The following is a 24,233-nucleotide window of genomic DNA, read 5'->3' as shown; positions in this document are numbered from 1 at the left end:
GTGAGGGAGTCGAGTATGGTTTTATTCTTTCAGATCATGGTCTGGTGCATTGTGGCTGGACTGGGGTTATACGTGTATGCCACGTGGCGTTTCGAAGCGAAGGTCAAAGAAAAAATGTCCGCCATCCGGAAAACATGGTATTTGCTGTTTGTTCTGGGCGCTATGGTATACTGGACATATGAGCCCACTTCCCTATTTACCCACTGGGATCGGTATCTTATTGTCGCAGTCAGCTTTGCTTTGATTGATGCTTTCATCTTCTTAAGTGCATACGTCAAAAAACTGGCTGGCAGCGAGCTTGAAACAGACACAAGAGAAATTCTTGAAGAAAACAACGAAATGCTCCACATGTATCTCAATCGGCTGAAAACATACCAATACCTATTGAAAAACGAACCGATCCATGTTTATTATGGAAGTATAGATGCTTATGCTGAAGGCATTGATAAGCTGCTGAAAACCTATGCTGATAAAATGAACTTAACGGCTTCTCTTTGCCAATATTCGACACAGGCTGATAAAGACCGGTTAACCGAGCATATGGATGATCCGGCAGATGTACAAACACGGCTCGATCGAAAGGATGTTTATTACGACCAATACGGAAAAATGGTTCTCATCCCTTTTACCATCGAGACAAAGAACTATGTCATCAAGCTGACGTCTGACAGCATTGTCACGGAATTTGATTATTTGCTATTTACGTCATTAACAAGCATATATGATTTGGTGCTGCCAATTGAGGAGGAAGGTGAAGGATAATGGAACGTGCGTTTCAAAACGGATGCGAGCCCAGAGCGGCCAAACCGTTTAAAATCCTGAAAAAACGTTCAACCACCAGTGTCGCAAGCTATCAAGTCAGTCCGCACACAGCGAGAATCTTCAAAGAAAACGAACGGCTGATTGACGAGTATAAACGAAAAAAAGCATGATCACACTAAAAGGACAAGAGAAAACAGCTCTTGTCCTTATTCCTTTTCTTAATGGGTTACATATAATAAATACAAACAGAGGATAATGTCAGGTGATACAGTGAAAAAATTGGTGAGACGTGTGAAGTTTGTTGATTACGGTAAGTTTGGGCTTTCCGGGTACTCGCTTCGGGTGAGGGAGCGCAGTGCAGGAATTTTAAAAAAGTTGAAGAAGAAAAAATAAATCCCGGAACCAGCTCCGGGATTTTTATGGTCTGTGATCAGCTTAATTGCGCTGCGATCTTGGCTTTCGTCGCAGGCCCGTAAATACCGTCAGCAGTCAGACCGTTAACAGACTGAAAACGTGCGACTGCGTCAGCTGTTTTCGGGCCGTAAATGCCGTCAATTCCGTTGTTGACAGCTCCTTTATCAGGGTAAAAATACAGAGCCGCAAGTGCTCGTTGCACTTGAAAGACGTGTTCTCCTGAGGTATAAGGTGTTGTCAATTGAATGATACCATCAGGGAGCGGATAGAGCTCTGGTTCTTCAGCGGACGATGGCGCACTTACAATTAATACTTGACCAACCCGAATAAGATTCGGGTCTTCGATATTGTTCCACTCTTGCAGCTGAGCAACCGTAACACCGAATGCTCTCGCTATCGATGTGAGTGTGTCACCTTGTTTCACGACGTAAGTTTGGCTGCCGCCTCCCCCAATTCCTGCTTTGAACGAATCCCACGTATCTAACAATTTTCGCGGACATTCCTTCCCTGACCAATACTTATGAGGGACGACATTGGCAAGACTGATATTATGTTCAGCCATTAATGTTTTGATGAGCCATTGGGCATTTGCTGTTGCTTTTGCAAAATCTCCATCAGCATTTTCGCAAATTTCAATACCGATAGAAGCCCGGTTGCCGCTGCCATTTCCGTCTCCCGCATGCCAGCCGTTTTCATTCAAAGGCAGATGCTGATAAATTTCTGTATCATCAACTGTAAAATGCCAGCTTGTCGTCGTATCAGGATTTTTCAAATAGCGGGCATGGGCCGCAGCATCCGCCCCTACTGCAGTATTCGCTGTATTGTGCACCGTAATGTAAAGCGGCGTCATTGCGTAGCCTGGACGGTTATTTGCGCCAACCGGAATAAAGTCTTGGATAATGTTAACCATTTTCATCTCTCCTTATTTTGTCAGATTATTGTCTCTTAACAAGTCACGCTGCTTTTTCCCTTTTTCTGTTACATAGTTGTTTTTAAACCAAGCGGCAAGTGTCGTTCCAATTGTAAAGGCAATGGAACCGGCTGAATAAAGAGCGTCAGCAAGCTGATTGACCTGCTCCTCCTGAATGTCCAATGGTGATTTGCCGAGCATCAACATGGTCTGGTTGATTAAAGCAATTAAAAGAAGCACCGTCCTGATGACCGTGCCTTTGTCAAACGTGTTCATAAAAATCCCCCTTTAATGCTGCAGCAGGCTGTACATAATGGCGATGGCTCCGCCAATGATGCCTGTAGACACTGCTGTAATGATGGCACCTGTGATGGTGCGTTTGATCCACGTTGTGTTTTCTTCAATTTTGTTTAATTTTTCGTTCAGCGTCATGATTTGCTGGTCTTGACGGTCAGACACGCGTTCTAATGCGGAAACCCTCTGCTCAAGCGCTTTGTGCTCGCCTTTCATGTCTGCTAAATCCTGCTGAAACACATTCACATCTGCCTCTTGCTGCATTACTTACTCCTCCTTCACATGCAGATCACCTCCCTTCCGAGGGCCAAAACTGTTATGAAACAGCGGTCCCTTTTACCGAAAGAGTACCGCCGGTGACACTGACGATCTCCATGATGATCTCCTTAAACCCTTTAATATCAAAGGCCCACGCCTCAGCTTTTCCTAATGTACTCAATGCAGAGCTGGCATCATCAGTTTTCACGCCTCTGATCGGTAGTTTCTGTCCTGACACCGATTTCCCCCAAAATTTGACTTCGCTCATTTCCGCTGTGCCGTATACTTCAACGAGTAAATGCCCGGCACCGTCAACAGGTAAAGCAGCACCCTCGCCGGCGGACTCTGCATTTTCATGAAAGACAAAGTCAAATGTTTTGCGAGACTCCACTTTCAACCGTCCATCGTGTATTTGATTCTCCTGAAAGTCAATCTGCAAAGGCGCTTTTCCACTGACACGCACATCCATTTCTCCCGCACCGACTGATTGGTATAAGATAAACTCTGATTGTTGAAGATTCCCGTTCACATAGCGGAAGCGGTAATAGCGTTTAGAAAGGTATACCCAGTCCGTCGCTGTCAGGACACCTGCTGCGACATTAACGGATGCTGTCGTCGTCCAAACATTGTTGTTGTCACTTTCTTCTATAAAGAGCGTACCTTCACGATCTGCATACGCCCAGCCCTTCACTTTCGAAATCAGAACTGCGCCAAGCCTGTCCTGCCCGAGCTGACTGTATGCCTCAGTTGCCTTTAAGGAAGCATTTGTTAAAATCTCCGCTACACCCGACAAATTCGAAACAGGTGTCACAAAATCATTTTTTCCTCCTCGATAGGGCTTTACAGCTCCGGCTTTTCCAGTCTTATCGAGAGGAAATTCATATTGATACTTCACCATTTTCATCCTCCTTTGATTTAAAAAAAGGCAAAATAAAAAAGCCTTTACATGGCTTTACCGGTAATTTCTTCATACTGATCAGCTGTGATCAGCTTTTTGTTCACACCTTCTGCCAGATCCTCAATTGAACAGTCTTTATATGCTAATGCTTGTTTTACCATATCCGTTGTCGCCCACTCATAATAGAGGGCAAGCACCCAATAATTCATTCAGCATGATCTCCTTTCAAAGAAAGTACGGAAAGCTTTATATCTGCCAGCTCGCTTCCCAACGTTTTGTTCAACTCTTCAAGCTGCTTGCGGGCCAGCTTCTCCTGCGACAACTCCTGAGCGAGAAGCTCCACCTGATCGGGCGGATCGTACGGCGGGTTTTTTTGCAGTTCTTCCCACCAGGATTCGAGTTCTTTTTGCGTTGGGATGGGGGCGCGCAGGTTCCATTTTTCAATATAAGAACCATTACCGTCATTCCTCAGCTCAAAATCCATTCTCGGCACAGCGTCAGGGTATTTGTACATGATTGCGTCGTATAAGATCATTACTCTTACCTCCTAAGTCCTCGGATAATTTCTGCCACCGATTTCTGTTATATCAAAATAGTTATACCACCCTGAGCTATCAGTTATATACCTTGAGGTATTGCCATCATAACCCACATATAGATACATCTCTATATAATCCCCCTTATCAGCTGGAACAGTGGCAGCTCCATATACTCCTACGTTGAAATCTGTGGTATCAGACGGGCTTGCAGGGCTATTTCTATAATGTGCTATGTTTTTATAAATCGTTCCGTTTAAGTAGATCTCTAATTCATAGTTGGCATATCTCTGAACGTTTTCGATATATACACCGGCATTGACTAGAAACATTCCGCTGTTTGGACAGATAAACCGGCAATTATCAATGTCGAAGGCATTGTGACTGTCCTTTATCTTTCTATTAAAACGAATTTTCTGTTTATCACCTTTAATCAGAAGTTGCTTCCCTGTTGTGCCTATATTCGTATGTGCAAACCCTGATACCTTTTGCCATGCGGTCCACCCAGAACCATTCCACCAATGACGAATCCATGTTCCAGTACTATCAAAATAACTATTAGATTCATTTCCGGTACCGTAAAAAAATTGAGTAAATCTATAGTCATGATATTTCTCATTTTTCACGATTCCATAACCAAGTGGATAACCAGTAGTATTTCCCTGACCAATATCCATAATAGTAATGCCTTTAGGATAGTCGTTTCCACCTATCCTAGCATCTGTAATAGCATTAACTCCTGTAAGAACTGTGAGTTTTTCATTTGAGTAGTTAGCTTGCACAAAAGACTTTGCATCAGATAGAGCTTTGTCCGCTTTATTCTGAGATCCCGTTTCCGTCTCCAGTTTATTCCACCCTTTAAATACACCATCTGTATGAACCGATCCAAACCAAAGCGTATTATCATAACCTCTCGACGCAAAAATTGATTTTCTTCCAGAATCTCCTTCAATAACATCATAATTAAACCAAGAACCATCGCCATCAGCAGGACTATTAATCATGGTAGTTCCCGCACCATAATAAAAACCTGTAGTTAATGAAAGTATATCTGTACCATCCGATATACGAGTTCTTTTTCCATCATCTCTGGTTAATTTAGTTAATTGAGCAGCATCCCATTTCGATCTTTCAGCAGAAGTGATATGCACTTTAGAGTTTTTTGCGTGCTCATCAACTTTCTTTTGTGCTCCATCTGTAGTTTCTAATTCAAGCCAATCAGTCCACACATTGTTTGCCAACGATTTTCGAAAAGTTCTATTATCATTTGTCATTACTATTACATGCCCATATGTCCTTCCAGCACTGCACATCCAGATTCCTCGACCTCCACTAGGCGGGGCATTTGCTGCAGTTTTTTCATATGAGAAATATGTCAATGTTGGATAATTTTGAAGCTCTGTGTGGAAATCAGTTGTTAAGTTAAATAAAGGCTGACCGTCATCACCTGATATCTTACTTAATTGAGATTTATTCCACTTGTCTTTGTCTTGCTGGGTAACGTGTATTTCAACTTTTTCTTCATGGCTGTTCACCTTTTTTTGAGCGTCTTCTTCAGTTTCATACTTTACCCAATCGGACCAGGTACCACCAACTAAAGACTTCCTCCATAAGCCTCTATCGTTGGACAAAGCTATTGCTTCACCATATGTCGGAGAAGAATATAGATAAATTCCCCGTGTAGATTGTGGTGGTGTATTAATCCCTTCTTTTGATGTATAGAAGGTAAAAGTTGTCATTTGAGCTGTTACTACACTATGAAAATCATAACCTTGTTCAATTTTGATTAAGACTGAACCATCGTCATTTGTTAGTTTTGACAACTGCGCACTATTCCATTTCTCTCGCTCTTCCTCTGTAACATGCCGCACCTGATCTTGCTCATGCTTCTCAAAATCCTTCTTAGCCGCCTGCTGCACATTGTCCACGTTCCCCAGCCCGATTTGCGCCTTTGTTGTGTTGTGGGGGTTGTTCATGTCGTTTTTGTGGGCGGCCAGGTCTGTGTGGGCGTCTTTTATGCCTTTTTCCCAGCGGTTGACGTCGTCTTCGTTGATGGGGTCGTCCGGAAGCCAGTCTGTTTTTTCTTCGTATGCCATGTTTACACCACCTCAAAAGTAAATCTGAAATCGAGTGTTCTGTTTTCGCTGACGTCCAGGTCAGTCTTTCTTTCAGTGATCACATTGCCCTGCTCGTCAAAAATTTGGACCGTTTCGATATGCTTAATGTCTTCCTCACGTTTTGTCAGGACGGTGACTGTTGCTCCGACAATGGTGAGTTCTACTATTTCTGTTTTTTGGCCGTTGAGCAGCACGTGATCAATTCTGCTTTTCAGATCTGCCGCTGTACGTTCTCTGTATATGGTTGAAATCAAGTTAAAACCACCTCATTGTTGTTAAGGGTGACAGAATAACCGACCTTCAGCTCACTGGCTGTTCGGTATCTGCGGTGATTCAGGATGACTGTGTCTTTGATTTGTAGTGTCTCGTTTAATCCGCCTCTGAGCGTATACGCCAAATGAGCAGGCTTCATGTTTTCTATTGCTTCGATCAGCTCATTCATGTGCTGAAGGTCATCAACATTGATATCCACGTTAAAGCGGTATTCACCGGGGAGCAGACGGACCTGTGCAGACGGGTTTTTCAAGAAACGATTTACCGCCTGCTCAATGGCCTTGTAAGTGATTGGCGGGATGTTCGACATTTTGGAAATGAGCCGCAATCGTCTGATCTCATCTGTGTCGCCTGATTCACGCGGGACGTTTAAAATCTTTTCCCAGCGACTGAGCCCCCATGTCGCCGTCGGCACGAATAGCTGATCCGTCAGATCAAATATGCTGTTATTCTGTTTATCAAACTCAGGCGCTTCCGCTTTCAGCAGCTCAGCCATTTCTTTAAGGCTAGTGAGAAACGGCGGCAGATAAGCTCTCATGTCATCTTGTTTGCTCAATAATCTTCACCTGCCCAAGCTTAGGAATTTCCACGTCGCTCAGCACCAGATTTTCAGACGTGCCGTTGATTTGAATATTGGAGTAGTCACTGACTGACGGTGAATTATAGACAATATTGTTAATTTGAGAAAGACGGATGACGTTGTCTTCAAACGCCATTTTCTTAAAGAGATTTAAAACGCCTTCCTCAATTTCTGACTTCACTTCATCAATTGAGTGATTGATCTCTGGCAGCACCTCGGCAGAAATCTCAACTTCCTTCCAGACCGCGCTTTCCACTGTGACTACGGCTCCGATTGGCGCCTGTCCCTCTCCCTGCCCTGGTTCAGGGTCGATATAATCTTTCACTTTTTGAATTAAAATAGGAGAAGCGGGCTCAAGATTCGCATTCGTGACGACAATTTTAACCGTGCCGTCACCGTTCCAAAGCGGGAAGATCTTTGCCTTCCCCACACCGTCCACTTCTTCAGCCCACTCCTTATAATGCATTTTATTGGCACTGACAGCCTCCCGACGAACCCTTGTAAAATACCGTTCCCGCAGGCTGTCATCTCCTTCTTCCTCGCGTCCCGGAATTAGGATTTCTTTGACAATGGCCGTTTCTAAACCGGGAATGGTATCCAATGATAGTAAATTGCGTCCAGTCAGATTGGCATTTCCCGCTTCACCAGGTGTTTCACAGATGAGCGTCCCGTCTGCCGTATATTGAAAATAAAGATTATCCACGTAAAAGCGGGACCCGACAGGAATAGTAACTCCAGACGTAAACTCTCCCGCTCTGACCGCCTTTGTCGCGGCTGTCCGTTCAATTCCCGCTTCCGCTGCACGCCTGTCTAAAAATTCGCCTTGCGCGGTATCAGAAAAAACTAGCTCAAGCACAGTATCCAGCCATATATAAGACTTCGCAAGCTCGGCCGCCGCCGGGGCTAACGCATTATAAATGACGCTGCCTTCTCTTGTGTCAATATCTGCAGAAATGCTGTTCAGCATACGCTCCATAATCGCTTCAAAAGTCTGATCTTCAAACATCTTCGCCAATCACCTCCTCAATCTCAAGCGTTCCTTCATCCGTCTCCACCACGAAGGACACATGAAACGCGTCGCCTTGTTTTTCAATCTCAAAATCTGTTACATCCGATATCCGGTCATCATAAACCAGCGCCTCTTCTATCAGTCTCGGGATCTCCATCTTTTTATAGGCATCAGTCGTCTCATGATCTGTCAGCACGTCCTGAAGCTCATTTCCGACATTATGGCTGTATACGGAATACGCGTAGCGTTCCGTCTGTAAGGCGATATAGACGAATTGCCTGATCGCTTCAAGCCCGGTAATCAGCTCATTCGTAATTCTTCCATTTTCAAAATCTATTTTGTACGTTTGCGAGGTTTCAATGACTTCGCTCTCATCTTCAAAATCCTCAAACTCTACTTCTGGTGTCAGGGCCATGATGCCCACTCCTTTTTACAAGCTAAATAAAAAAACGCTTCGATCGAAGCGATTTGTCTATAGTTTGTCTAAAATAAAAAACGATTGACCGCCAGTCAGAGCCGCGGTCATGACACGATCCCCCGGCTCGAGTGCATCGTCTCCTCCGGATTTCATCCGTTTTGGGATAATGATGGCGTCTTCCGGTATGATCAGTTTGCTGTTTTCTTTTAATTTGATTTCCACAGGAGAAACCGAAACGACCTCAGCCGGGAGCAGTTCCACCGGAGACTCAGCGTCAACTGCACCAACAGCCAAATGTTTTATAGCCTCACTTAATCTCATCAGGATACTCCTTCCGGCATCGTATTCTTTTCGACAACATCGATCGTCATCGTATGTTTCGTTCCTTTAAATTCATGCCGGTCCGTATCTACCCAATAGGTTTTCTTGATGCCGGCCTCCGGAATAGAAATATAGACGGGCAAGCCGCTCTGCACTTCCGGGATGCCCACTGCCTGAATATTTTTCAGTTCTTTTTTCACGCCCTTTTTTTCAGCTAGGCGTACATCTGCCCGCTGCTGAAGCTGTGCCTGGTTGATGTCATCTGTGACCGTTTCTGTATATTGAAGCACACCGTATTTATTTAAGCCTGAACTGTCCTTGGCAGAGGCTTTATATGTTTTATTGTCCTTCTGCCGGCGAAGCACCACCCGAGTAGCAGTGTCGTTTATAGAAGTGCTGTATTGGTAACCCGTAATATTGACACCCGTTTCAAGCACCCATACCTCTGAAGGATCTGGCCACGCGCGCAGGCCGAGCTTTCCTTTTTCCGAATACAGCTGGTAATGTCGCCCTGTCTGGCTTTTCGTCTGTTTCAGCGCTTTTAATATGATGTCATACAATGTCGTATCATTTTTAATGACAAGACTTTTGATCGTGTGGCCTGTGTTTGCGATCGAGGCTGTCGGTATCTGAAAATCATTGGCAATCCTTCTGATGATCTGGTCGGCCCGCTGATTGGAAAACACGTACATATCCTGGTTTTTGACCAGGTACTGAAGCATATCATATGCAATGAAGGCAAGCGTATGCTCGTCCGGGGTTCTTGCAAAAACAATGCCCCGAAAAAGCTCTTTTCCCTTCCATTTAAACAATACCGTATCTCCTTCTGTGACACTGTAATACGTCTGGTCGCCCTGTTTGATGACGATGGTCGCTTCAATGGAACGCGGCGCCTGATAACGATGGCCTTCAAGCGAAACACTTTCTGCAACCAGTTCAAGCCACTCTGTGTCTTTAATGACGAACAGTTCTATCATCATACATCACCTGTTTCATTGCGGTATCTTTAACTTTTGGCCGGGAAATATCCAGTGGCCCGGCTGCCTGATGTTCCGTTTGCTTCGTTTGATCATTGCTGTTTTATTGGCGTTCCAAATTTTGCGCCATTGCGTGCTGTTCCCGTAAAATCTGCCGGCAATGTCCCACAGCGTGTCTCCCTTTTTCACTGTGTAGGTTTTCGGGGAAGCCTTCGACGGGCGTTTTGTCTTTGTTTTTTTCTTCCGCTTGATTTTTCGGGGGGAAGCGGTTTTGTATTCTTTTAATTGAATATCAAAGGAACGATCACCTATATCCTGCTGGCCTTCGCTATAGGAAAAACCTTCAATGCTGCAAGTCAGATTCACTTTGGTTCCCGTAATCAAAAACTGGACCGGTTTTTTGGCCTTCATCCATTTTTCAATTTTTGTTATCGCATTTTCCGGCGACGGGAAGTTTTGATATTCTGCTATCGGACTGTATTTCTTCGGAAAAAAAGAAGAGAACGAAATTTCTTTCGCTCCCTGTTCGTCAATAAATGTAAGGTCACCGAACTTGGCTACCTTAACCGTTTCATTTTGAACTGTATTTGAAATACTTATCTGGTCGGGAAGAACGGGGAGCCGCAGCTTGTCCTTCCCTTGTGAAATCCAAAATTCATATACGGATTTAGTCAAATGCAACGACTCCCTTCGTTCCAATATTGATATCCTTTTGCAGTTCATCTATAAGCGCCTGCTTGATCTTCGCTGCTAGGCTTTCGGCGTCTTGTCCATTATGGAAGTGCTGGTCACCGTTAAATTGAATATAAATCTCTTTTGATCCAGAAACCGCTGCGGTTGGCCGGCTAGCCGAGGTAACAGCTGAAACTTGTCCTGAAGAAAGCTCAGACTGCTGGGATTGAGACGGATCTGTCACTTCCATACCAAGAGCCTGTGCCGCTCTCTGAAGAAGGTAGCGGCCGCGGATGCCACGTTCCTCTGGGATGATCCATTCCCGCTTGTTTCCTTCACCGACACGGGCAATTTGTTCTTTCGTGATCAGCCCGCCGTTGGCATAACCGACATAAGGACCGCCACGTTTCAGGCTTTTAATGCCAGGTACATTATCAATTGAGCCGTATCTGCTTTTGATATAGCCGATAGCGGCAGCAGCGTTATGAATCGGGTTTCTAATGTTACCCATGCCTGGCGCTTTATGTGCGTTAAAAGTGGTTGGTACTGTCTGCATGAGCCCTTGGGATGGATTGCCTGCCTTCGCGTTACTATCCCACAGGTTAATGGCGTTAGGGTTGCCTCCTGATTCAAACTTTGCAATTGTCATCAATCCTGGAAGCCAGCTTAATGGTGTTTTTGTGGCCATCATTGCAGCCATAAGCCACTGTTTCACATTTCCACCTACTGCACCCATTCCGGAATAAGCGGCTGCCAGTGATCCAGCTTGTTTTTCAGCATATTTTTTCACATCGACAGAATCCAGACCTTTTACAACCCCAACAGAGGCAAAACGTCCCAAGCTCATCATGACACGAGAAGGCGAATGAATATCTAGTTCCTCACGGAAAGCCTGCTCCACTCTCTTCGCCATATCCTTTGCAGCTTGTTTCACTTCACTGGATTTAGCATTCATGCCTGCCACAAAGTTTCCGATCAAGCCGGAGCCCCAGCTGTTGGATGTGTCTTTTGAACGCAGGAACGGTTTGTCAACATGTGAGCTTACATACTGCGCTGTCCCTGTTTGGGTCGAGTTCTGTCCCTGCGCAAAGCCTTTGACCGTACCTGTCCCCCATGATGACGATTTGCTCACAGTGGCTTGGTACGGCGTTTTAACTTTTGATTGCAAAAAGCCGTCTGTACCGGTTGCTGTACCGTTTTGGCCCTTGGCATAGCCGCTCACCATTTGTTTTCCGTAGTTTGGTGAAGCAGATATCATTTGTGTAAATGGCGTATTGATGTTTTTCTTTTTCCAGTCTTCCATTTTGACAGGCTGATTGCTGATGCCTTTACCAAAGCCCTCTGAAAATTGCTGTCCGAGGTCTGAAGCTTGTCCGTTAAGGCTAGATGTGTTAATAGAAGGTGACATTGAAGCAGAATGGCTGCCAACAGTGTTTAGAGCTGTTCCACTTGAAAGTGTAGAGGCTGATGCCATATCATCGACCACATGCATGCCCAATTTCGATGCGGCTTGCGCTAACAGCATTTTGCCGCGGCCGCGATTGTTGTCGACTGGAATGACAAATTCTTTACCCGCTTCACCGATCCAGGAGATAGTTGGTTTCGTAATAAAACCACCTGAGGCGTTTTTATCAGTTTTCATTCCAAAGTCTCTGTGAGCTTTCTCTCGTCCATTTTGAAAACGCTCTACCTTTTCTTGAATCCAAGACTTCATTCCGCCGCCCACTTTTTGAGCAGTTTTTACTACTTTCCCGCCTGCAGACTGCACTGCATCCCAAGAATCTCCTAATATATTTTTTCCCCACTCTTTTACTGAATCCCATTTTCCAGACCACCAGTCTTTATTAAATAGGCTGTCTTCAAGTGTAGATTTGAATTTTTTCCAAAGTGACTTTGTATTTTCCCATTTTTCCTTTGTCCAGCCTTTAACACCTTCCCACTTACCGGACCACCAATCTTTATTAAAGACTGTTTCTTTTACTTTTGACTTAATTGATTCCCAAACAGAAACGGCACCGTTCCATTTTTCCTGAGCCCAGCTCTTAACGCCTTCCCACTTACCGGACCACCAATCTTTATTAAAGACTGTTTCTTTTACTTTTGATTTAACAGAGTTCCAGACAGAGGAAGCTTGATCCCATTTTTCCTGTGTCCAACCTTTTACGGACTCCCATTTTCCGCCCCACCAATCACTATTGAAAAGTGTAGACTCTAATGTACCGTATGCATAACCAGCTTTTTCTGCCCACCAATTTGAGTCAAAAAAAGTAGTAGAAGCTGTATCTTTTATATTAGTCCATGTATCACTAAGGCCTCCGAGAGTATCACTCGTTGTTGTTTTAACACCTGTCCATTTTTCATTCCACCAATCACCATTAAATAATGTATTTGAAATGTTCTCTTTGATTTGAGAAGTATCAAACATCTTACCAATGTTCTTACCTGCTTCTTCGCCGCCGATTCCGCCTACTAATCCGCCGCCAATTCCTCCGATTGCGCCTCCGATTACTGTACCTTCCGGACCTACGAAGGATCCAATCGCTGCCCCTGCTTCTGCTCCGGCAGTTGCACCCGCTTCTGCTCCCGCAATGCGTCCTCCGATTGAACCAACCTTTTCACCAGCATTATCTTTATTGATTCCAGCTAGATCGAACATGGCTAAAGCAGATCCTACGTATGGAACAGCCTTTCCCATTCCTCTGAACACTTTACCTAGTTTGGATGAATCCTTCCCTAGCGATTTTAGGCCTCCGAACCAGTTCTTTAACTTCGAACCTGAAGCCCGTGCACTTTCACCAGATGTGCCGCTCTGGCGTCTTCTGATCACCTCTCCAGGAACCTTGAGTGTTCTGTTTGGAGCCTTTGTCGGGCTTTTCTTTTTTCTATATGTTTTTTTATTTTTAGTGCCCGGACTGATACCGCCAACTTCACAGCAGCTACAGCAACAATTTCCTCCTGTATTACGGTTAAGGACTTTATTATCGGTGTCAGAATTTTCACCAGAATCGTCCTTTTTTTGTGGTCCTAGAATTTTATCAATGATCTTATCGAACACGTCATTTTTCAGCTTTTCTATCAATCTCTCTTTGAAACGATCTAAAAAAGCTTTGCCTATTTCATTGAGTGTATCCTTAATCCAAGGCCAAGCTGATTTTGTCCACCAATCCTTCAGCCAACCTTTTATTTTTCCGACCCATCCAGGTTTTTGATCAGAGCTTTTATCAGAGCCTTTATCCGAGGATGTGCCTGATTCTTTCTTAGATTTCTCTTTGTTAATCGGGCTTTCTTTTTTATTGATTTTGTCTGATATTTTTGTCTTAACAACCACTTTTACATAATAGGTTTTTTCAAATTTCCTTAGAAGTGCTGTTAATCGATTAACTGTTTTGGTGATTTCATCGATGACCTTTAGCTTGACTGTGTATCCGTTTTTCAAATTTTTCTTAATATAACCGATAATCCTTTTAACTGTCGAAGTAACCTTGTCATCTGGAATCAAAAGGAATGATAGCTTTTGATTAGATAGCATCTTCTTTATTTTTTTATACGCAGCTGCTGTCCGGTCTACTAAAGATACAGTCAGCTTCGTCTCTTTCGGCAGCCGCTTAAGTTTTCGTTCAATTGCTTCGAGCTTTGGAGTGACTTGATCATCGAGTACAACTTTGATTTCAAGTGATTTCGCGAATTTTAAAATGATATAGTCGTTTATTTTTCTTAGCCGGTAAAATGCTTGATCTTCTGCCCTGATACTGATTTTAATTTGCCGATTAATGGTTTTAACTTTTTTTTCGACCTCTTGGAATCCTTTATGTATCCGTTTTAGTTTTTTAGATACCTTGTCTTCGAGATCGAAACGGGCTGTTAATTTTGCGATACTATTTCCCTCCTCTCCTTGATTCTTTTTCTAATAGATCTAGTTTATAACCTATCAACCCAAATAAAAGAGCTTTAAAATGTTTTGGTGCTTCATATAATTCAAGAAGTTGGGATGGCGAATAATGAAGCTCATGCATTGCATAGTACAAATACACAGCTTCCTTATCGCCATCCTTTACTAGTTTTTTGCTTCTTCTTCTAGATCTTCAAGATCATCTTCAAAACCATTGATTTCAATTGCTTTATTCAGCCAGTTCGCATACTCTCCCCCAACAGATAGTACACGTTTTGCGACTTCTACTGGATCCGCTGTTTTGTATGCTTCCCTTAAATCTTTTGAACGAAAATCAGGATAAATAGTAGATTCGATGGCAATTCTCGCATAAAAGCGCTGTGAGTCTAAATCTTTGACGCGGCCGCGGCCTTTCACATTTTTGAATGTGGTGTTTTCTTTCTCTAATTCATCAATCCGTTCAGTTGTAATTGGTTTTAAAATAAACGGAATGACATTCCCTTTTTTATCAACAAAACGCTTTGAGATCGGCACTTTGATTTCTTCAGCTTCAATTGTTTTTCCCGGCATAAAAAAGGAAAGATCATATACGTTTTCGTTCTTCTCACTCATGTAAAAAACTCCCTTGTCTTTTGATTGATTTCATCATGAAAAACAGACCTTTCTGAGAAAGGTCTGCTGGCTATTTCAGTTTTGATTAAAACGTGTCAGAAAGCTTTTCAGGCACGTCGAAGTCTTCGAAGGTAAATGGAACTTCTTCCTCTAACGCTTCTGAATCGACATCAAGGCTTGCGATTTTGGCAGAGTCAAAGTTGACGTCGTACAGCGTAACTCGCTCTGTGCCCCGGCCGGAGGATTGATCATCCAGCACGGCTTGGAGTGTGAAATAAGGGTCGCTGCCTTTTTTGACATAGTCCATCATCAATAGCACGAATTTCGATGTGACTTTGTAGAACGTCGCGGTCCCTGTTCCATTTGCCCCTGTTGTTTTATGGCCTGTCATGCGGCGGCCCATAATGTTGACTTCAGACTTGTTTTTCTCAACGTTTGCTTCAAATGTTTTGATGTGCGCCATTTCCTCACCATCGAGAAATAAGCGGCCTTCTTTTCCTGAAATTGTGTTTTGTGCTTTTAATGCCATATTAGTTTACCTCCACATTAAAGTAGAATTTTTCTGCTGCGTCGACAGGCTGTACAGCCAGGTCAATCAAGAAGCCGTCACGATCTTCATTCATTGAAATTGTGATATCTTCATCGGAATCAAAGCCAGTGATGCCGCCCGCATCCTGAAGCGTTGTCATGTATTGCGTGATCATCGTTTTTACATACTGAAGGCCGTCTTCAGACGCCGGGATATCGCTCCCGCTGCCTTTTCTTGATTTAATTAAGGCTTTCAGCTCGCGTGTTAAATCATTATTCACAGCATCCAGGACACGAACGATTTTGTTTTTCGCAAATTTCTTGTTTTTCTCAGCTGTGAACGTCACGAGTGAGTTAATATCCTTTTCTACACTGACGGATTTATCGCGGGCGTCGAATGTGAATAAAAATTCGCCTTTGCCCAGACGTTCAACAATCGTGTCGTGGTCAAGGCGGTGTAACACATCAACGGCGCCTTCGTACTCTACAAATGTAAGTGATTGATTAAAGGTTGCTCCTGCACTCGCACCAGCTACCCAAGCTGTTGCTTTGTCCGGTGTAACTTCCGTGCCATCTTCCAGCAGGACACCTTCTGTTACGTTGATGATGCCTTCGTAGTCACCGGCATAATTGGCTGTGACGCCTTGCACTTTATGTCCTTGGCCGTCGCGCAGGCGTTTAATGAAAGCAGCAAACGTCGCCTTTAGCTGGTCCCCCTCCGCAACAGGCAGCGCAATCACATCAAAGCTCTCTGTTTCAGCCGCGGCTAAGAAATCTGTATAGTCGGAGTTGACAGGGGCTTTATCCGTACCTCCGGATAAACGAATACCCGCGGATGCTTTCAGCGTTTCACCGGCAGTGTCTCCTTCTGACCCAGTGAGAGGAATCGTCGAAGAAAGATCGCCAGTTCCGGTAAAAGTGACATAGCCGTTAGCTTTTAATTCTTCAGCCTTTTTGACGGTCTGTTTGTCAACCTCTGATTCGTCCATATATGTTGTCACGTCGAAAGAATCAGCATCCAGCACATTTTGATTGACGCGGATGATAATATCATTACCTTTTGTTCCGCCATATACCGCAGTCGCTTTAACGCCTTCAGCAATATCAGCAGACGCTCGGACGCCTTCGGTTAGACGGTACATCAATACCGTTTTCGCGTTTTTCTTCGCTTCACGCAGCAGCAATAAAGACGGGTCATCAATGCTGAGACCCACTTTTTTGTTTAGGTCTTCAACGCTTGAAATGGAGACGAACGTTTTCGCTTCGCCCCAGCTTGATGCGACCGGAAGTGCGACTGTTCCCCGTTCACTGAGTGATACCCGCTCCTGTGCCGTTGTTTTAAAGTTAAAATAAATGCCTGCACGTTCTTTTTCTTTGCCTGTTGTAAATGTTCCGCCATTCATGATGACATGACCTCCTTGGTTAGAAATGTTTGAATCAATTGATTGGCTTCTGATTTCGTCATACGTGTTTGATCCACGCCAAATAAAGCCCCCTGAAGAATATCCGGCTTAACGCCGAACAGTTCCTTCGCGTGCTTAATCAAGTCCGCTGTATCAAAAAGAGCTTCCCGGCTCTCCGTATGTACAGCCTTCTTCTGTTGTTTGTTCTTTGCCACCGCTTATTTCACCCCGCTGTTCATGTCGATATCCTGTAAGACAGGCTGTTCTGTTTTGTGATAATAATATCGGCTGCTCCACCTGATCACCATGACCGCCTCGCCCCTGTCTCCTACCCTTGTCTCAATTCGGGTAACGCGAACCATATCCCCCGTCTTCTCGCCGGATTCACTGAGCAGCGGAACCATGTTTCTCGCTTCTCTGATGGCATCCGCGAGCCTGTCCGCTTCATCCAGCGCCTGAACGGAGTCATGATGAAACAGCTTCACATTGAGACTGTAGGTTTTTTTAAATGTGGAGACCGTATCTGTTTCTTCGAAAACAGATGGCGATGGGACGTATAACGACGGCACCTGAAAGTGATCAGGAAGCTCGCGTTCATAAATGGGAACAGACCACTGGCTGTACAAAAATGCCATGATCGATCCTGTTTCACTGTTCATCCTGCTCCTCCTTTACAGCTTCTTCAGCCACTGGCGCAGTTTGCTTTCCAGCGATTTTTCAAACAGCTGTTCATATAAAAGCAGCGCATGATCCCAGTAGCCCGTGCCCGGGATCCATTTTCTCTTGAGCGCCATTCCCGTTGAAGCCGCGGGATCATAAATAAACCGCGAACCTTGAAAACGTCCCGGCACCCATCTCACATCTTGTTTTGACGTCCAATGGCCGTCATTCAGAAATGAGGCGTAATCAAGCTGTGTACCCACCTCAAGCGAAAGACCGCCGCTTTGCGCAATCCAGAGATTGTCCTTTGTGCCTCTTTCGAACGAGCGGAACAGTTTTTCTGTATTAACCGTTTGTGTGCTGATGAGCTCAGATTGGACGATCTCCAGAAAATCTTGCCCGCACTCCTCAAGCCACCAGGTCGCCTGTCGGGAAAAGCCGCCCGAAGCCGCTTCTTTTAATGCCGCGTTTAGCTGTTTCAATCCCGCTATTTTCATAGGCTTTCATCCCTGACTGCGATGACTTCCCAATGATGATGTCTAATTCTTTTCGGCAGCTTTAGTATATATTGATGATTCTCCCAAATGATTTTATCGTTTACGCGGATATCCGCTGACAACGGAAAATGGACGAGAAAGCTGTGATATACAGTTTGATCCGGCTCCTCCTGAACCAGCTGCTGCGTTTTTTCGGTAAAATAACAAGCGACATCTTGTTCATCGGGTGTCTCCGGATATGAAGTCACCGGCTGCAGTCTGTCTGCCGGAATCCCAAATCGGCCAGCAGACGGCGCTTGCGCTGCTTCATGATAAATGTCACAGCGATGAATGAGCATCTGCTGATAGCTCATAAAGACCTCACCTTCAGTCTGGAGGATTCAGGGACGTAGCCCGGCGTGATAAACTCTTCGAGCAAATGATATACCTCTGGCCGCTGAATCCCGCCTTCTACGGAAACCGTGTAGGAATAATCCCCCATTTTCTCAGACTGATAGCTTGATGAGGCAGATTCATCGCTGTTGACAAGCGCAAAATACTGGGCAAGCTTTACTAAAGCCAACTTCACCTTACCGGGCAGCGGGTCATAAACGCTGTCTTCAAAGCAGTGGCCCGTGATGAGAGCCGCTTCCGCTTCCGCCTCAATGATATCCTGCGCCAGCAGTTCTTCCGGCCTGTTCTTCACCCGATCATAGACCGAATAGGAGGCTACGTCAGTCGGTTCAATGAGCATGAGCTGGCCACCCCGTTTCTATTATTCTTTTACGTTAATTAATTTCGCGCAGGCATCCTCTTCCTCGAACTTGCTGTCGAGCTTGGCTGTTAAGACAATAATGAATTTACGGGAACGGATGTCTTTGTCGACTTCAATTCGGATATTGCGGGAGAAGCCGAGAATGATATTTTTCGGATGTGTGAGAATGATATCAGAAGCGTCATATTGCGCGTCTCCTTCACCGACTGTGTACGGCTGAATATTGGATACCCCTTTGACCGGCACGCCGAATGCTGTTGACAAGCCGCCCTGAACAGCCTGGTCCCCAAGGTTTGTCTGGCGGTCCGCCACGCGGTCCTTCCATTCAACTTCTAAGCCATGTGACGTATAGAATCTGAATTCCTGAGGGATGCGCAAATATTTCGGCGGAACTGCTTTTAAGCCTTTTTTGAATGTCGCTCTGGACAATTCTTCACCGTTCATGTCAACGATATGGGAAACCGCTTGTTTGCGGATGCCGTCCAGCTGCGCCAGATATGGATCAGCTGATGCAGTATCACCGTTTACAATCAGCTCTTCAATATCAACGGCTGCGCGCTCGGCTAAAATTTGCATGATCGTCTGCTGCAGGCCATCTTTTTCAATATTGTTTTCGAGTGTATCATACGTAATGTTGATTTCCGCAATGACTTCCTTCGTGTTCAGCTGAACAGTGCTTGTCGTTGGAACTGTCAGCTCGTCGTTTGACAATGCTTTTCCTTCTTGCGCAGCCCGCAGAATACGCTGGCCGAAGCCGATTTTCTCAAATTTTTGCGAGTCGTTTTCCATTTGAATCACACGGGATTCACTAAAGATGGTCGGCGTGTTTTGAACCATGCGGATAAAAGCCGATGCTTGCGCAGGGTTCATAAGCCCGCCGCTTTTTAAAGCAGAAAGCGACATTTCCGCTTTCCGAATGATCTCTTGATTTCTCAATTGATTTCCTCCTCCTTGACTGGTTTTACAGCAGTCCGCTCCAGATTGATTTTTTGACTTGCTCTGTATTGCCGCCCGTATCGTCCGCTGTCTGCTTAGACGCGCCTCGCGCTTTTTCCAACGCCTCGATGCGCTCGATCAGCGGGGCAAGCATGTCTTCAACGAGCTTTTTCAGACGCTCGTCATCACCCGTCTGCTCCGGCTTTTCCTCCGTGTCTGTGTTTTTTTCAATCCGCTCAAGCCGTTTGAGCAGAGGGTAAAGCGCATGCTCAAATGATTCTTTCATGTCTTCTTTTCTCATTTCTTCAGTCTCCTTCCCTGTTTTGTCAGCAAGCATTTGCTTGAATACACTGAGGAATCCCGCTTTTTCAACCGGTTCTTCCTCATACACATCTGCAGTGCCTGCCATGCTGTAACCGGTGATGATTCCAGCCTTGATCTGTTCCCACACCTCGTCTGACGCTCTTGTCACGAGCACCCATGAGCCCTTTGTAATCCGCTTTGACCCGATCATAAAATCATCGGGCGCCACATAGGATTCGACCACGACGCCGGTTCCGCCCTCAAAGCTGTGATTGATATCAATCTCCCGTGCTTCAGCGAGAAAACCGTGCGCTGCTTTTTCAATTTCCTCGGCGGTCATAAAATCACCGTGGGCATCAGGAACATTAGGCTCATACACGATTCCGTACACAAGCTTTTGTTCATCCTGCTCACTTTTTGTAAACAGCCGAACCTTTTTTTCAAATGACGGAGGCCCGGCTGACTTCGTAAAGAAAAATTCAGTCTGGTTAGCCGCCTTGTCCACATAACTGACAAAGCTGATTTTGGCATTTCTTAATTCGCGCGCCACCTGCTTGATTCACCTCCCTTCAGGACGTTTTGATATCTTCGATGCTTTCTTTCAACTCCTGCATGAGCGCAGTCAGGTTTGTCTTTTCCGCATCCTGTCCTGCAGGCCGTTTATAAATGTCCTCCGGCCACTCCTCCAGTGTTTTGCCAAGCACCCGTCCGGCAAGGTCGCGTAAATCATTCGGCGAGACTGCTCCGGCTGTAATAAAAGGACCGAGCACCTTCGCAATCTCAAGCGGATCACGAAAGTCCGGTCCTTTTAATGTCAGCCTGACGTCATGGATATTCAGCTCCGGCAAAAGCAGTGTGTTCAGTTTATTCACGAGCGTTTTTCGCTCCGGCTGAAAGACCTGCTCCTCCGTAATTTTTCTCGCCGTATCCGCTGTCGCCCGGTTGTATTCCTGGGCCTCGCCTGTATACAGCGGCGGGAGGCGGAACGCCGAACGCAGCTTATTTCTGCTTTTTTCATCGTATTCAAGAAACAAGGCGTCGTTTTGCAGAATTTCCGCCAAGGATTTGATTTCCACAGAAACCGGCGTAATATCCTCGCCTCCGTGGAGATCCTTTTCTTTTGCGATTCCTTCGGCTTCGATCAGGAGAAATTTATGGGCGTTTTCAACGCCTTCAAGATCATTCATGTATTCCTGCAGCTCCCGGTAAGAAGCTTCTGACAGCATCCCGTTTTCCACTGTAATCGCAGCGGGGACGTGGCGCCCCTGCTTAAAATACATAAAATTGAGTTCTTCTGCTTTTCGGGCTCCGTATAAATTGACAATATTGCCGATCCAGCGGGGCACACCGTATACGCCGCTTCCGATTTTGAGATGAATGGCTTCATTCGCTTGATGCTTCTCTGCCAATGTGTTTACATATTCACCAGTGCGCATATCCATTTTTCGCGGATCGCCGTATTCTTTAAAAAATACTTTCTTTCCATTGATCATCTGCACATATTTTCGGAAGCGTTTTTGCCTTTTGATCCTTTTCATTTTCCCGTTTTCTTCATATATAAATGAGACCTCAACAGGCTCACCGGCTCCGCATACACGCATATATTTCACATCTAAATATTCGATGCCGGCCGGTTTTCCCGCCCCGTCGCGAAGCACTTCCATAAAGCCGTTGCCTGTTTTTTCTCTGTCTTCGATGGCATAGCCTAAAATCATTTCAGCTGATTCATCAAAGTGAAGACATTTATAAAAGGCTTCGAGTCTGGCCCAGTCTTTTTCCGCTCTTTTCTTTTTTGCCTGATCGACATCACTCGCGTTGACATCAAATGTGTACTCAACATCGAAGCCAAAACCCGTAATATTCACTCTGTACGCATCAATGCATTGCTGCAGAATGGTCGAGTATTCGGCAATGGTTTTGAGCTCGAGGATATTATAGGGAGGAGCGATAATGTCCTCACCGTACAGCTCAGAAAAGTCATCTTCATAGATTTGCTTTGTCTGAGGAGCGGCGGCATTGGCTTTAAATACAGTTGCTCTGACTGTTTGATTGTGCATGATTTATGACCTCCTCCTTTCTCGGTTCGGCCGGATTCGTTTGTGTGCTGTCTCTTTCATATCAGCAACCTCATAATCATCAAGTGCATACCAAATGGCAGAAAGCGTATGCGGGTCAATCGTGAATTCATCCTCTATCAGAGCCCCATTTTTATCTTTAGCATACGTCAGCGTTTTGAGCTCATAGATGACATTTTCACAGCGGTCCGAACAGAAGATTTTTTTGAACCGTTTTACCTTTTTGGTATATTGAAGCCTCGAGCCGGGAAATTTTCTGGCTCCAACCATCCGAAAGCCCTGCTGGCGGAAATATTGGATGCTTTTCGGCTCAGCCGAGTCGGCTTTGATCAATTCCTGTGTATCAATAAACTCACGAAGCTCCTCAGCCGTCCTGTCATCTGTCATTTTGTTTTGATAATACTCCCAATAAATGTAGAGATATTTTTTTTCAGGATCGACAGCAAGCCGGACGACGGCATTATAGGATTCCTCGAATCCAAAATCCATGCCTGTACGAAAAATCGGCTTGCTGATGGCTGCGATAGATTCATTTACTTGATCATGCGGGAGCACCTCGAACTGCGGCAGCACCCTGATCCCATTGACGCCGAATCGTCCTTTGCGGGCAACCCGGTACAGGTCGGGATCATACTCTTTGAGTCCGTCAAGCTGTTTCACATAGCTTTCCGGGAGAAAAAGATTGTCGTTAGCGGTGGAATGGTGGTAATACGTATCACCCTTCACAATCGTCCGCTTTTCGTAAAGCTCGCTGTCGTCCAGCACAAACCGTTTATTGCGTTCATCTCGAAAAAAATGCCGGTACGTCCAATTGGAGGTGCCGACGGGATTGGTGGTACAGATCATATGAAGCTTCAGCTCAGGATGGCGAAGACGTCCGATTAATTCCTTGAATCCCTCATACTTCACCTCTGAGCACTCTTCAATCCATATTAATGAAATGTTATGAACCGATTTTAATTTTGCCGGATTGTCCATGCCTTTGAACATGATCCGGCTGCCATTTTGAAATCGCAGCTGCAGCGGGGAAGAAAGGGCTGCCACAGCTTTTGTCAGACCGAGCTCTTCAATCACCTCTTGAAACAAGGCAAAGGTCGAATCCCGATGGGTATCGAACACCTCGCGGATGACAAGGGCCGTCCGTTTTTCCTTCAGCAGCTTTAACACAATTTTCAATGCGGTATGATAGCTTTTGGATGATCCATAACCGCCGACGAGAAACTGGTACGTCTGCTCCCAATTGAACACGTAATCTTCGAAGTGCGGGTTGATTTCTTTTACAATCATGACTTGCGCTCTTTTCGTTTGACAATAATTTCAATCGGCTCTTGGCTGTCATCTGTTTTCTCCGCTTTTTGTTTGGCAAGCTTCAATTTCTCATTTTCAATCTTTTGTTTAAATTGATCTGGAAACAAATCAAAATATAAGGATAGCTTCTCAAGCGCCTTCATTTTATCTGCAAGCTTGATGGCAATGCCTTCTTTGCCAAGCTTTGCTTCCGTTACAATGGTGCCGTCAACGAGCCCGGAGTCTTTGACATCGACAAAGCTGATTTCCTTCATAATGGGGTTATCATCTTCATCAAACAGCGGGCCCGATTTCCCGACAGCCTGGACCTCTTTTTTTCCAAAGGTCACATAGTCCGTAATATCCGCAAACGCGATCTTGATATAAACCTGCAGCACATCCATTGCTTCAATAAACATCTCGTTGACCATTTCTTTTTTTATGCGTCTGATTTCAGCAGCGACCTTTTCATTTTTTAAGAGCCGGCTCCCCGTCACATGAGCGCTGTCCGGAGAATAGCCCGCTTTGATTGCTGACTGCGTGGCATTGAAGCTTTTGACGTAATACAGGCAAAACAGCCGCTGGCGTTCATTTAATTCATCGTTGTCTATCCGGCGCTGTGTTTGTTCGTTTTTGGACGCAGAAAACAGGGCCTCTTTCCATTTGTCTTGTTTTTTCCAGAGGCCGATTGTTTTCGCGGAAACGCCGATGGTGTCCGCGATCGCCCGATTTGTGATCTTTCCTTGATGTTGTTGATAGATTGCTAATGCTTGTTCGCGCTGTTGTGTTTTCATGCTACGGCATCACCGCCACCTCCAGCATGGTTGTTTATTCATAAAAGCGGCTGATT

32 protein-coding genes and 1 pseudogene are annotated in these 24,233 nt (G+C 45.1%); 3 read left to right on the top strand and 30 right to left on the bottom strand.

Annotated features, from left to right (window positions below; all coding sequences use genetic code 11):
- Positions 1-15 precede the first annotated feature (15 nt).
- The 3 genes from spoIISA to spoIISC all read left to right on the top strand — a co-directional run bounded on the left by spoIISA (position 16) and on the right by spoIISC (position 1,155).
- Entirely contained in the window at positions 16-762 is a 747-nt protein-coding gene (gene spoIISA / locus C1T29_RS07905) for a toxin-antitoxin-antitoxin system toxin SpoIISA (protein ID WP_095431469.1), read from the top strand.
- Positions 762-932 (top strand): three component toxin-antitoxin-antitoxin system antitoxin SpoIISB, encoded by a 171-nt coding sequence (gene spoIISB / locus C1T29_RS07900; protein WP_003239095.1) that lies wholly within the window; start codon positions 762-764, stop codon positions 930-932. Before spoIISA ends, spoIISB begins: the two co-directional genes overlap by 1 nt.
- Positions 933-1,017: 85 nt before the next feature.
- Positions 1,018-1,155, top strand: coding sequence for a three component toxin-antitoxin-antitoxin system antitoxin SpoIISC (spoIISC, locus tag C1T29_RS07895; RefSeq protein WP_136654612.1), 138 nt, complete (start codon positions 1,018-1,020; stop codon positions 1,153-1,155).
- 37 nt (positions 1,156-1,192) lie between these two features.
- Here spoIISC and C1T29_RS07890 read toward each other — a convergent pair whose 3' ends face one another.
- From C1T29_RS07890 to xtmA, 30 genes and pseudogenes are all read right to left on the bottom strand, one after another.
- Positions 1,193-2,086, bottom strand: a complete 894-nt coding sequence (locus C1T29_RS07890) for an N-acetylmuramoyl-L-alanine amidase (RefSeq protein WP_095431470.1) — start codon at positions 2,084-2,086, stop codon at positions 1,193-1,195.
- Positions 2,087-2,098: 12 nt separating this feature from the next.
- Positions 2,099-2,362, bottom strand: a complete 264-nt coding sequence (locus C1T29_RS07885) for a phage holin (RefSeq protein WP_003232653.1) — start codon at positions 2,360-2,362, stop codon at positions 2,099-2,101.
- A gap of 12 nt (positions 2,363-2,374) precedes the next feature.
- Complete coding sequence (locus tag C1T29_RS07880; RefSeq protein ID WP_003232655.1) at positions 2,375-2,644, bottom strand: hemolysin XhlA family protein; 270 nt, start codon at positions 2,642-2,644, stop codon at positions 2,375-2,377.
- A 52-nt stretch (positions 2,645-2,696) separates the two neighbouring features.
- Positions 2,697-3,536: a phage-like element PBSX protein XepA gene (locus C1T29_RS07875; RefSeq protein ID WP_103748867.1), complete on the bottom strand. Its 840-nt coding sequence runs from the start codon at positions 3,534-3,536 to the stop codon at positions 2,697-2,699.
- Positions 3,537-3,580: 44 nt separating this feature from the next.
- Positions 3,581-3,745 carry an XkdX family protein gene (locus C1T29_RS07870; protein WP_103748868.1) on the bottom strand — a complete coding sequence of 55 codons (165 nt, stop codon included), beginning with the start codon at positions 3,743-3,745 and terminating at the stop codon, positions 3,581-3,583.
- The gene (locus C1T29_RS07865) at positions 3,742-4,071 is read right to left on the bottom strand and encodes an XkdW family protein (protein ID WP_103748869.1); all 330 of its coding nucleotides are present in this window, start codon (positions 4,069-4,071) and stop codon (positions 3,742-3,744) included. Before C1T29_RS07865 ends, C1T29_RS07870 begins: the two co-directional genes overlap by 4 nt.
- A gap of 12 nt (positions 4,072-4,083) precedes the next feature.
- Positions 4,084-5,811, bottom strand: coding sequence for a terminase (locus C1T29_RS07860; RefSeq protein WP_231516573.1), 1,728 nt, complete (start codon positions 5,809-5,811; stop codon positions 4,084-4,086).
- Between the two features lie 84 nt (positions 5,812-5,895).
- Positions 5,896-6,168: pseudogene (locus C1T29_RS24740) on the bottom strand (terminase); the annotation flags it as partial.
- 2 nt (positions 6,169-6,170) lie between these two features.
- On the bottom strand, positions 6,171-6,443 hold the full coding sequence (locus C1T29_RS07855; protein ID WP_103748871.1) for a hypothetical protein: 273 nt from the start codon (positions 6,441-6,443) through the stop codon (positions 6,171-6,173).
- Complete coding sequence (locus tag C1T29_RS07850; protein ID WP_069838922.1) at positions 6,440-7,018, bottom strand: YmfQ family protein; 579 nt, start codon at positions 7,016-7,018, stop codon at positions 6,440-6,442. Before C1T29_RS07850 ends, C1T29_RS07855 begins: the two co-directional genes overlap by 4 nt.
- The gene (locus C1T29_RS07845) at positions 7,002-8,048 is read right to left on the bottom strand and encodes a baseplate J/gp47 family protein (protein ID WP_069149448.1); all 1,047 of its coding nucleotides are present in this window, start codon (positions 8,046-8,048) and stop codon (positions 7,002-7,004) included. The genes C1T29_RS07850 and C1T29_RS07845 overlap by 17 nt, the downstream gene beginning before the upstream one ends.
- Positions 8,041-8,466, bottom strand: a complete 426-nt coding sequence (locus C1T29_RS07840) for a DUF2634 domain-containing protein (protein WP_103748872.1) — start codon at positions 8,464-8,466, stop codon at positions 8,041-8,043. Before C1T29_RS07840 ends, C1T29_RS07845 begins: the two co-directional genes overlap by 8 nt.
- A 57-nt stretch (positions 8,467-8,523) precedes the next feature.
- Positions 8,524-8,790, bottom strand: coding sequence for a DUF2577 family protein (locus C1T29_RS07835; RefSeq protein WP_103748873.1), 267 nt, complete (start codon positions 8,788-8,790; stop codon positions 8,524-8,526).
- Entirely contained in the window at positions 8,790-9,767 is a 978-nt protein-coding gene (locus C1T29_RS07830; protein WP_103748874.1) for an XkdQ/YqbQ family protein, read from the bottom strand. The genes C1T29_RS07835 and C1T29_RS07830 overlap by 1 nt, the downstream gene beginning before the upstream one ends.
- Positions 9,768-9,782: 15 nt before the next feature.
- Positions 9,783-10,442, bottom strand: coding sequence for a LysM peptidoglycan-binding domain-containing protein (locus tag C1T29_RS07825; protein WP_103748875.1), 660 nt, complete (start codon positions 10,440-10,442; stop codon positions 9,783-9,785).
- A complete protein-coding gene (locus tag C1T29_RS07820) occupies positions 10,435-14,313 on the bottom strand; it encodes a transglycosylase SLT domain-containing protein (protein WP_103748876.1) in 3,879 nt (1,292 codons plus the stop codon). The genes C1T29_RS07825 and C1T29_RS07820 overlap by 8 nt, the downstream gene beginning before the upstream one ends.
- 1 nt (position 14,314) lies before the next feature.
- Positions 14,315-14,464 (bottom strand): hypothetical protein, encoded by a 150-nt coding sequence (locus C1T29_RS07815; RefSeq protein WP_080478211.1) that lies wholly within the window; start codon positions 14,462-14,464, stop codon positions 14,315-14,317.
- A 29-nt stretch (positions 14,465-14,493) separates the two neighbouring features.
- Entirely contained in the window at positions 14,494-14,940 is a 447-nt protein-coding gene (locus C1T29_RS07810) for a phage tail assembly chaperone (protein ID WP_003232676.1), read from the bottom strand.
- Positions 14,941-15,025: 85 nt separating this feature from the next.
- Complete coding sequence (locus C1T29_RS07805; protein ID WP_003232677.1) at positions 15,026-15,469, bottom strand: phage tail tube protein; 444 nt, start codon at positions 15,467-15,469, stop codon at positions 15,026-15,028.
- Position 15,470: 1 nt separating this feature from the next.
- Positions 15,471-16,871: a phage tail sheath family protein gene (locus C1T29_RS07800; protein ID WP_095432558.1), complete on the bottom strand. Its 1,401-nt coding sequence runs from the start codon at positions 16,869-16,871 to the stop codon at positions 15,471-15,473.
- The gene (locus C1T29_RS07795; protein WP_003220589.1) at positions 16,868-17,086 is read right to left on the bottom strand and encodes a YqzN/YkzM domain-containing protein; all 219 of its coding nucleotides are present in this window, start codon (positions 17,084-17,086) and stop codon (positions 16,868-16,870) included. The genes C1T29_RS07800 and C1T29_RS07795 overlap by 4 nt, the downstream gene beginning before the upstream one ends.
- 3 nt (positions 17,087-17,089) lie before the next feature.
- Positions 17,090-17,530, bottom strand: coding sequence for a phage tail terminator family protein (locus tag C1T29_RS07790; RefSeq protein WP_040083370.1), 441 nt, complete (start codon positions 17,528-17,530; stop codon positions 17,090-17,092).
- A 12-nt stretch (positions 17,531-17,542) separates the two neighbouring features.
- Complete coding sequence (locus tag C1T29_RS07785; RefSeq protein WP_103748877.1) at positions 17,543-18,028, bottom strand: HK97 gp10 family phage protein; 486 nt, start codon at positions 18,026-18,028, stop codon at positions 17,543-17,545.
- Entirely contained in the window at positions 18,025-18,381 is a 357-nt protein-coding gene (locus C1T29_RS07780) for a YqbH/XkdH family protein (protein ID WP_014663647.1), read from the bottom strand. The genes C1T29_RS07785 and C1T29_RS07780 overlap by 4 nt, the downstream gene beginning before the upstream one ends.
- Positions 18,378-18,761 carry a protein YqbG gene (locus tag C1T29_RS07775; protein WP_103748878.1) on the bottom strand — a complete coding sequence of 128 codons (384 nt, stop codon included), beginning with the start codon at positions 18,759-18,761 and terminating at the stop codon, positions 18,378-18,380. Before C1T29_RS07775 ends, C1T29_RS07780 begins: the two co-directional genes overlap by 4 nt.
- Positions 18,762-18,782: 21 nt before the next feature.
- Positions 18,783-19,718 (bottom strand): phage major capsid protein, encoded by a 936-nt coding sequence (locus tag C1T29_RS07770; RefSeq protein WP_003232690.1) that lies wholly within the window; start codon positions 19,716-19,718, stop codon positions 18,783-18,785.
- A gap of 25 nt (positions 19,719-19,743) precedes the next feature.
- Entirely contained in the window at positions 19,744-20,571 is an 828-nt protein-coding gene (locus C1T29_RS07765; protein ID WP_069838934.1) for an XkdF-like putative serine protease domain-containing protein, read from the bottom strand.
- Between the two features lie 19 nt (positions 20,572-20,590).
- Positions 20,591-22,078: a phage portal protein gene (locus C1T29_RS07760; protein ID WP_069149437.1), complete on the bottom strand. Its 1,488-nt coding sequence runs from the start codon at positions 22,076-22,078 to the stop codon at positions 20,591-20,593.
- Positions 22,079-22,081: 3 nt separating this feature from the next.
- Entirely contained in the window at positions 22,082-23,383 is a 1,302-nt protein-coding gene (locus C1T29_RS07755) for a PBSX family phage terminase large subunit (RefSeq protein WP_040083375.1), read from the bottom strand.
- Entirely contained in the window at positions 23,380-24,177 is a 798-nt protein-coding gene (gene xtmA / locus C1T29_RS07750; RefSeq protein ID WP_103748879.1) for a phage terminase small subunit, read from the bottom strand. Before xtmA ends, C1T29_RS07755 begins: the two co-directional genes overlap by 4 nt.
- Positions 24,178-24,233: the final 56 nt, after the last annotated feature.

The sequence above is a fragment of the Bacillus sp. MBGLi79 genome (assembly GCF_002953915.1).
The sequence above is the reverse complement of the archived record's forward strand: the minus strand, read 5'-3'. Positions and strand labels throughout refer to the sequence as shown.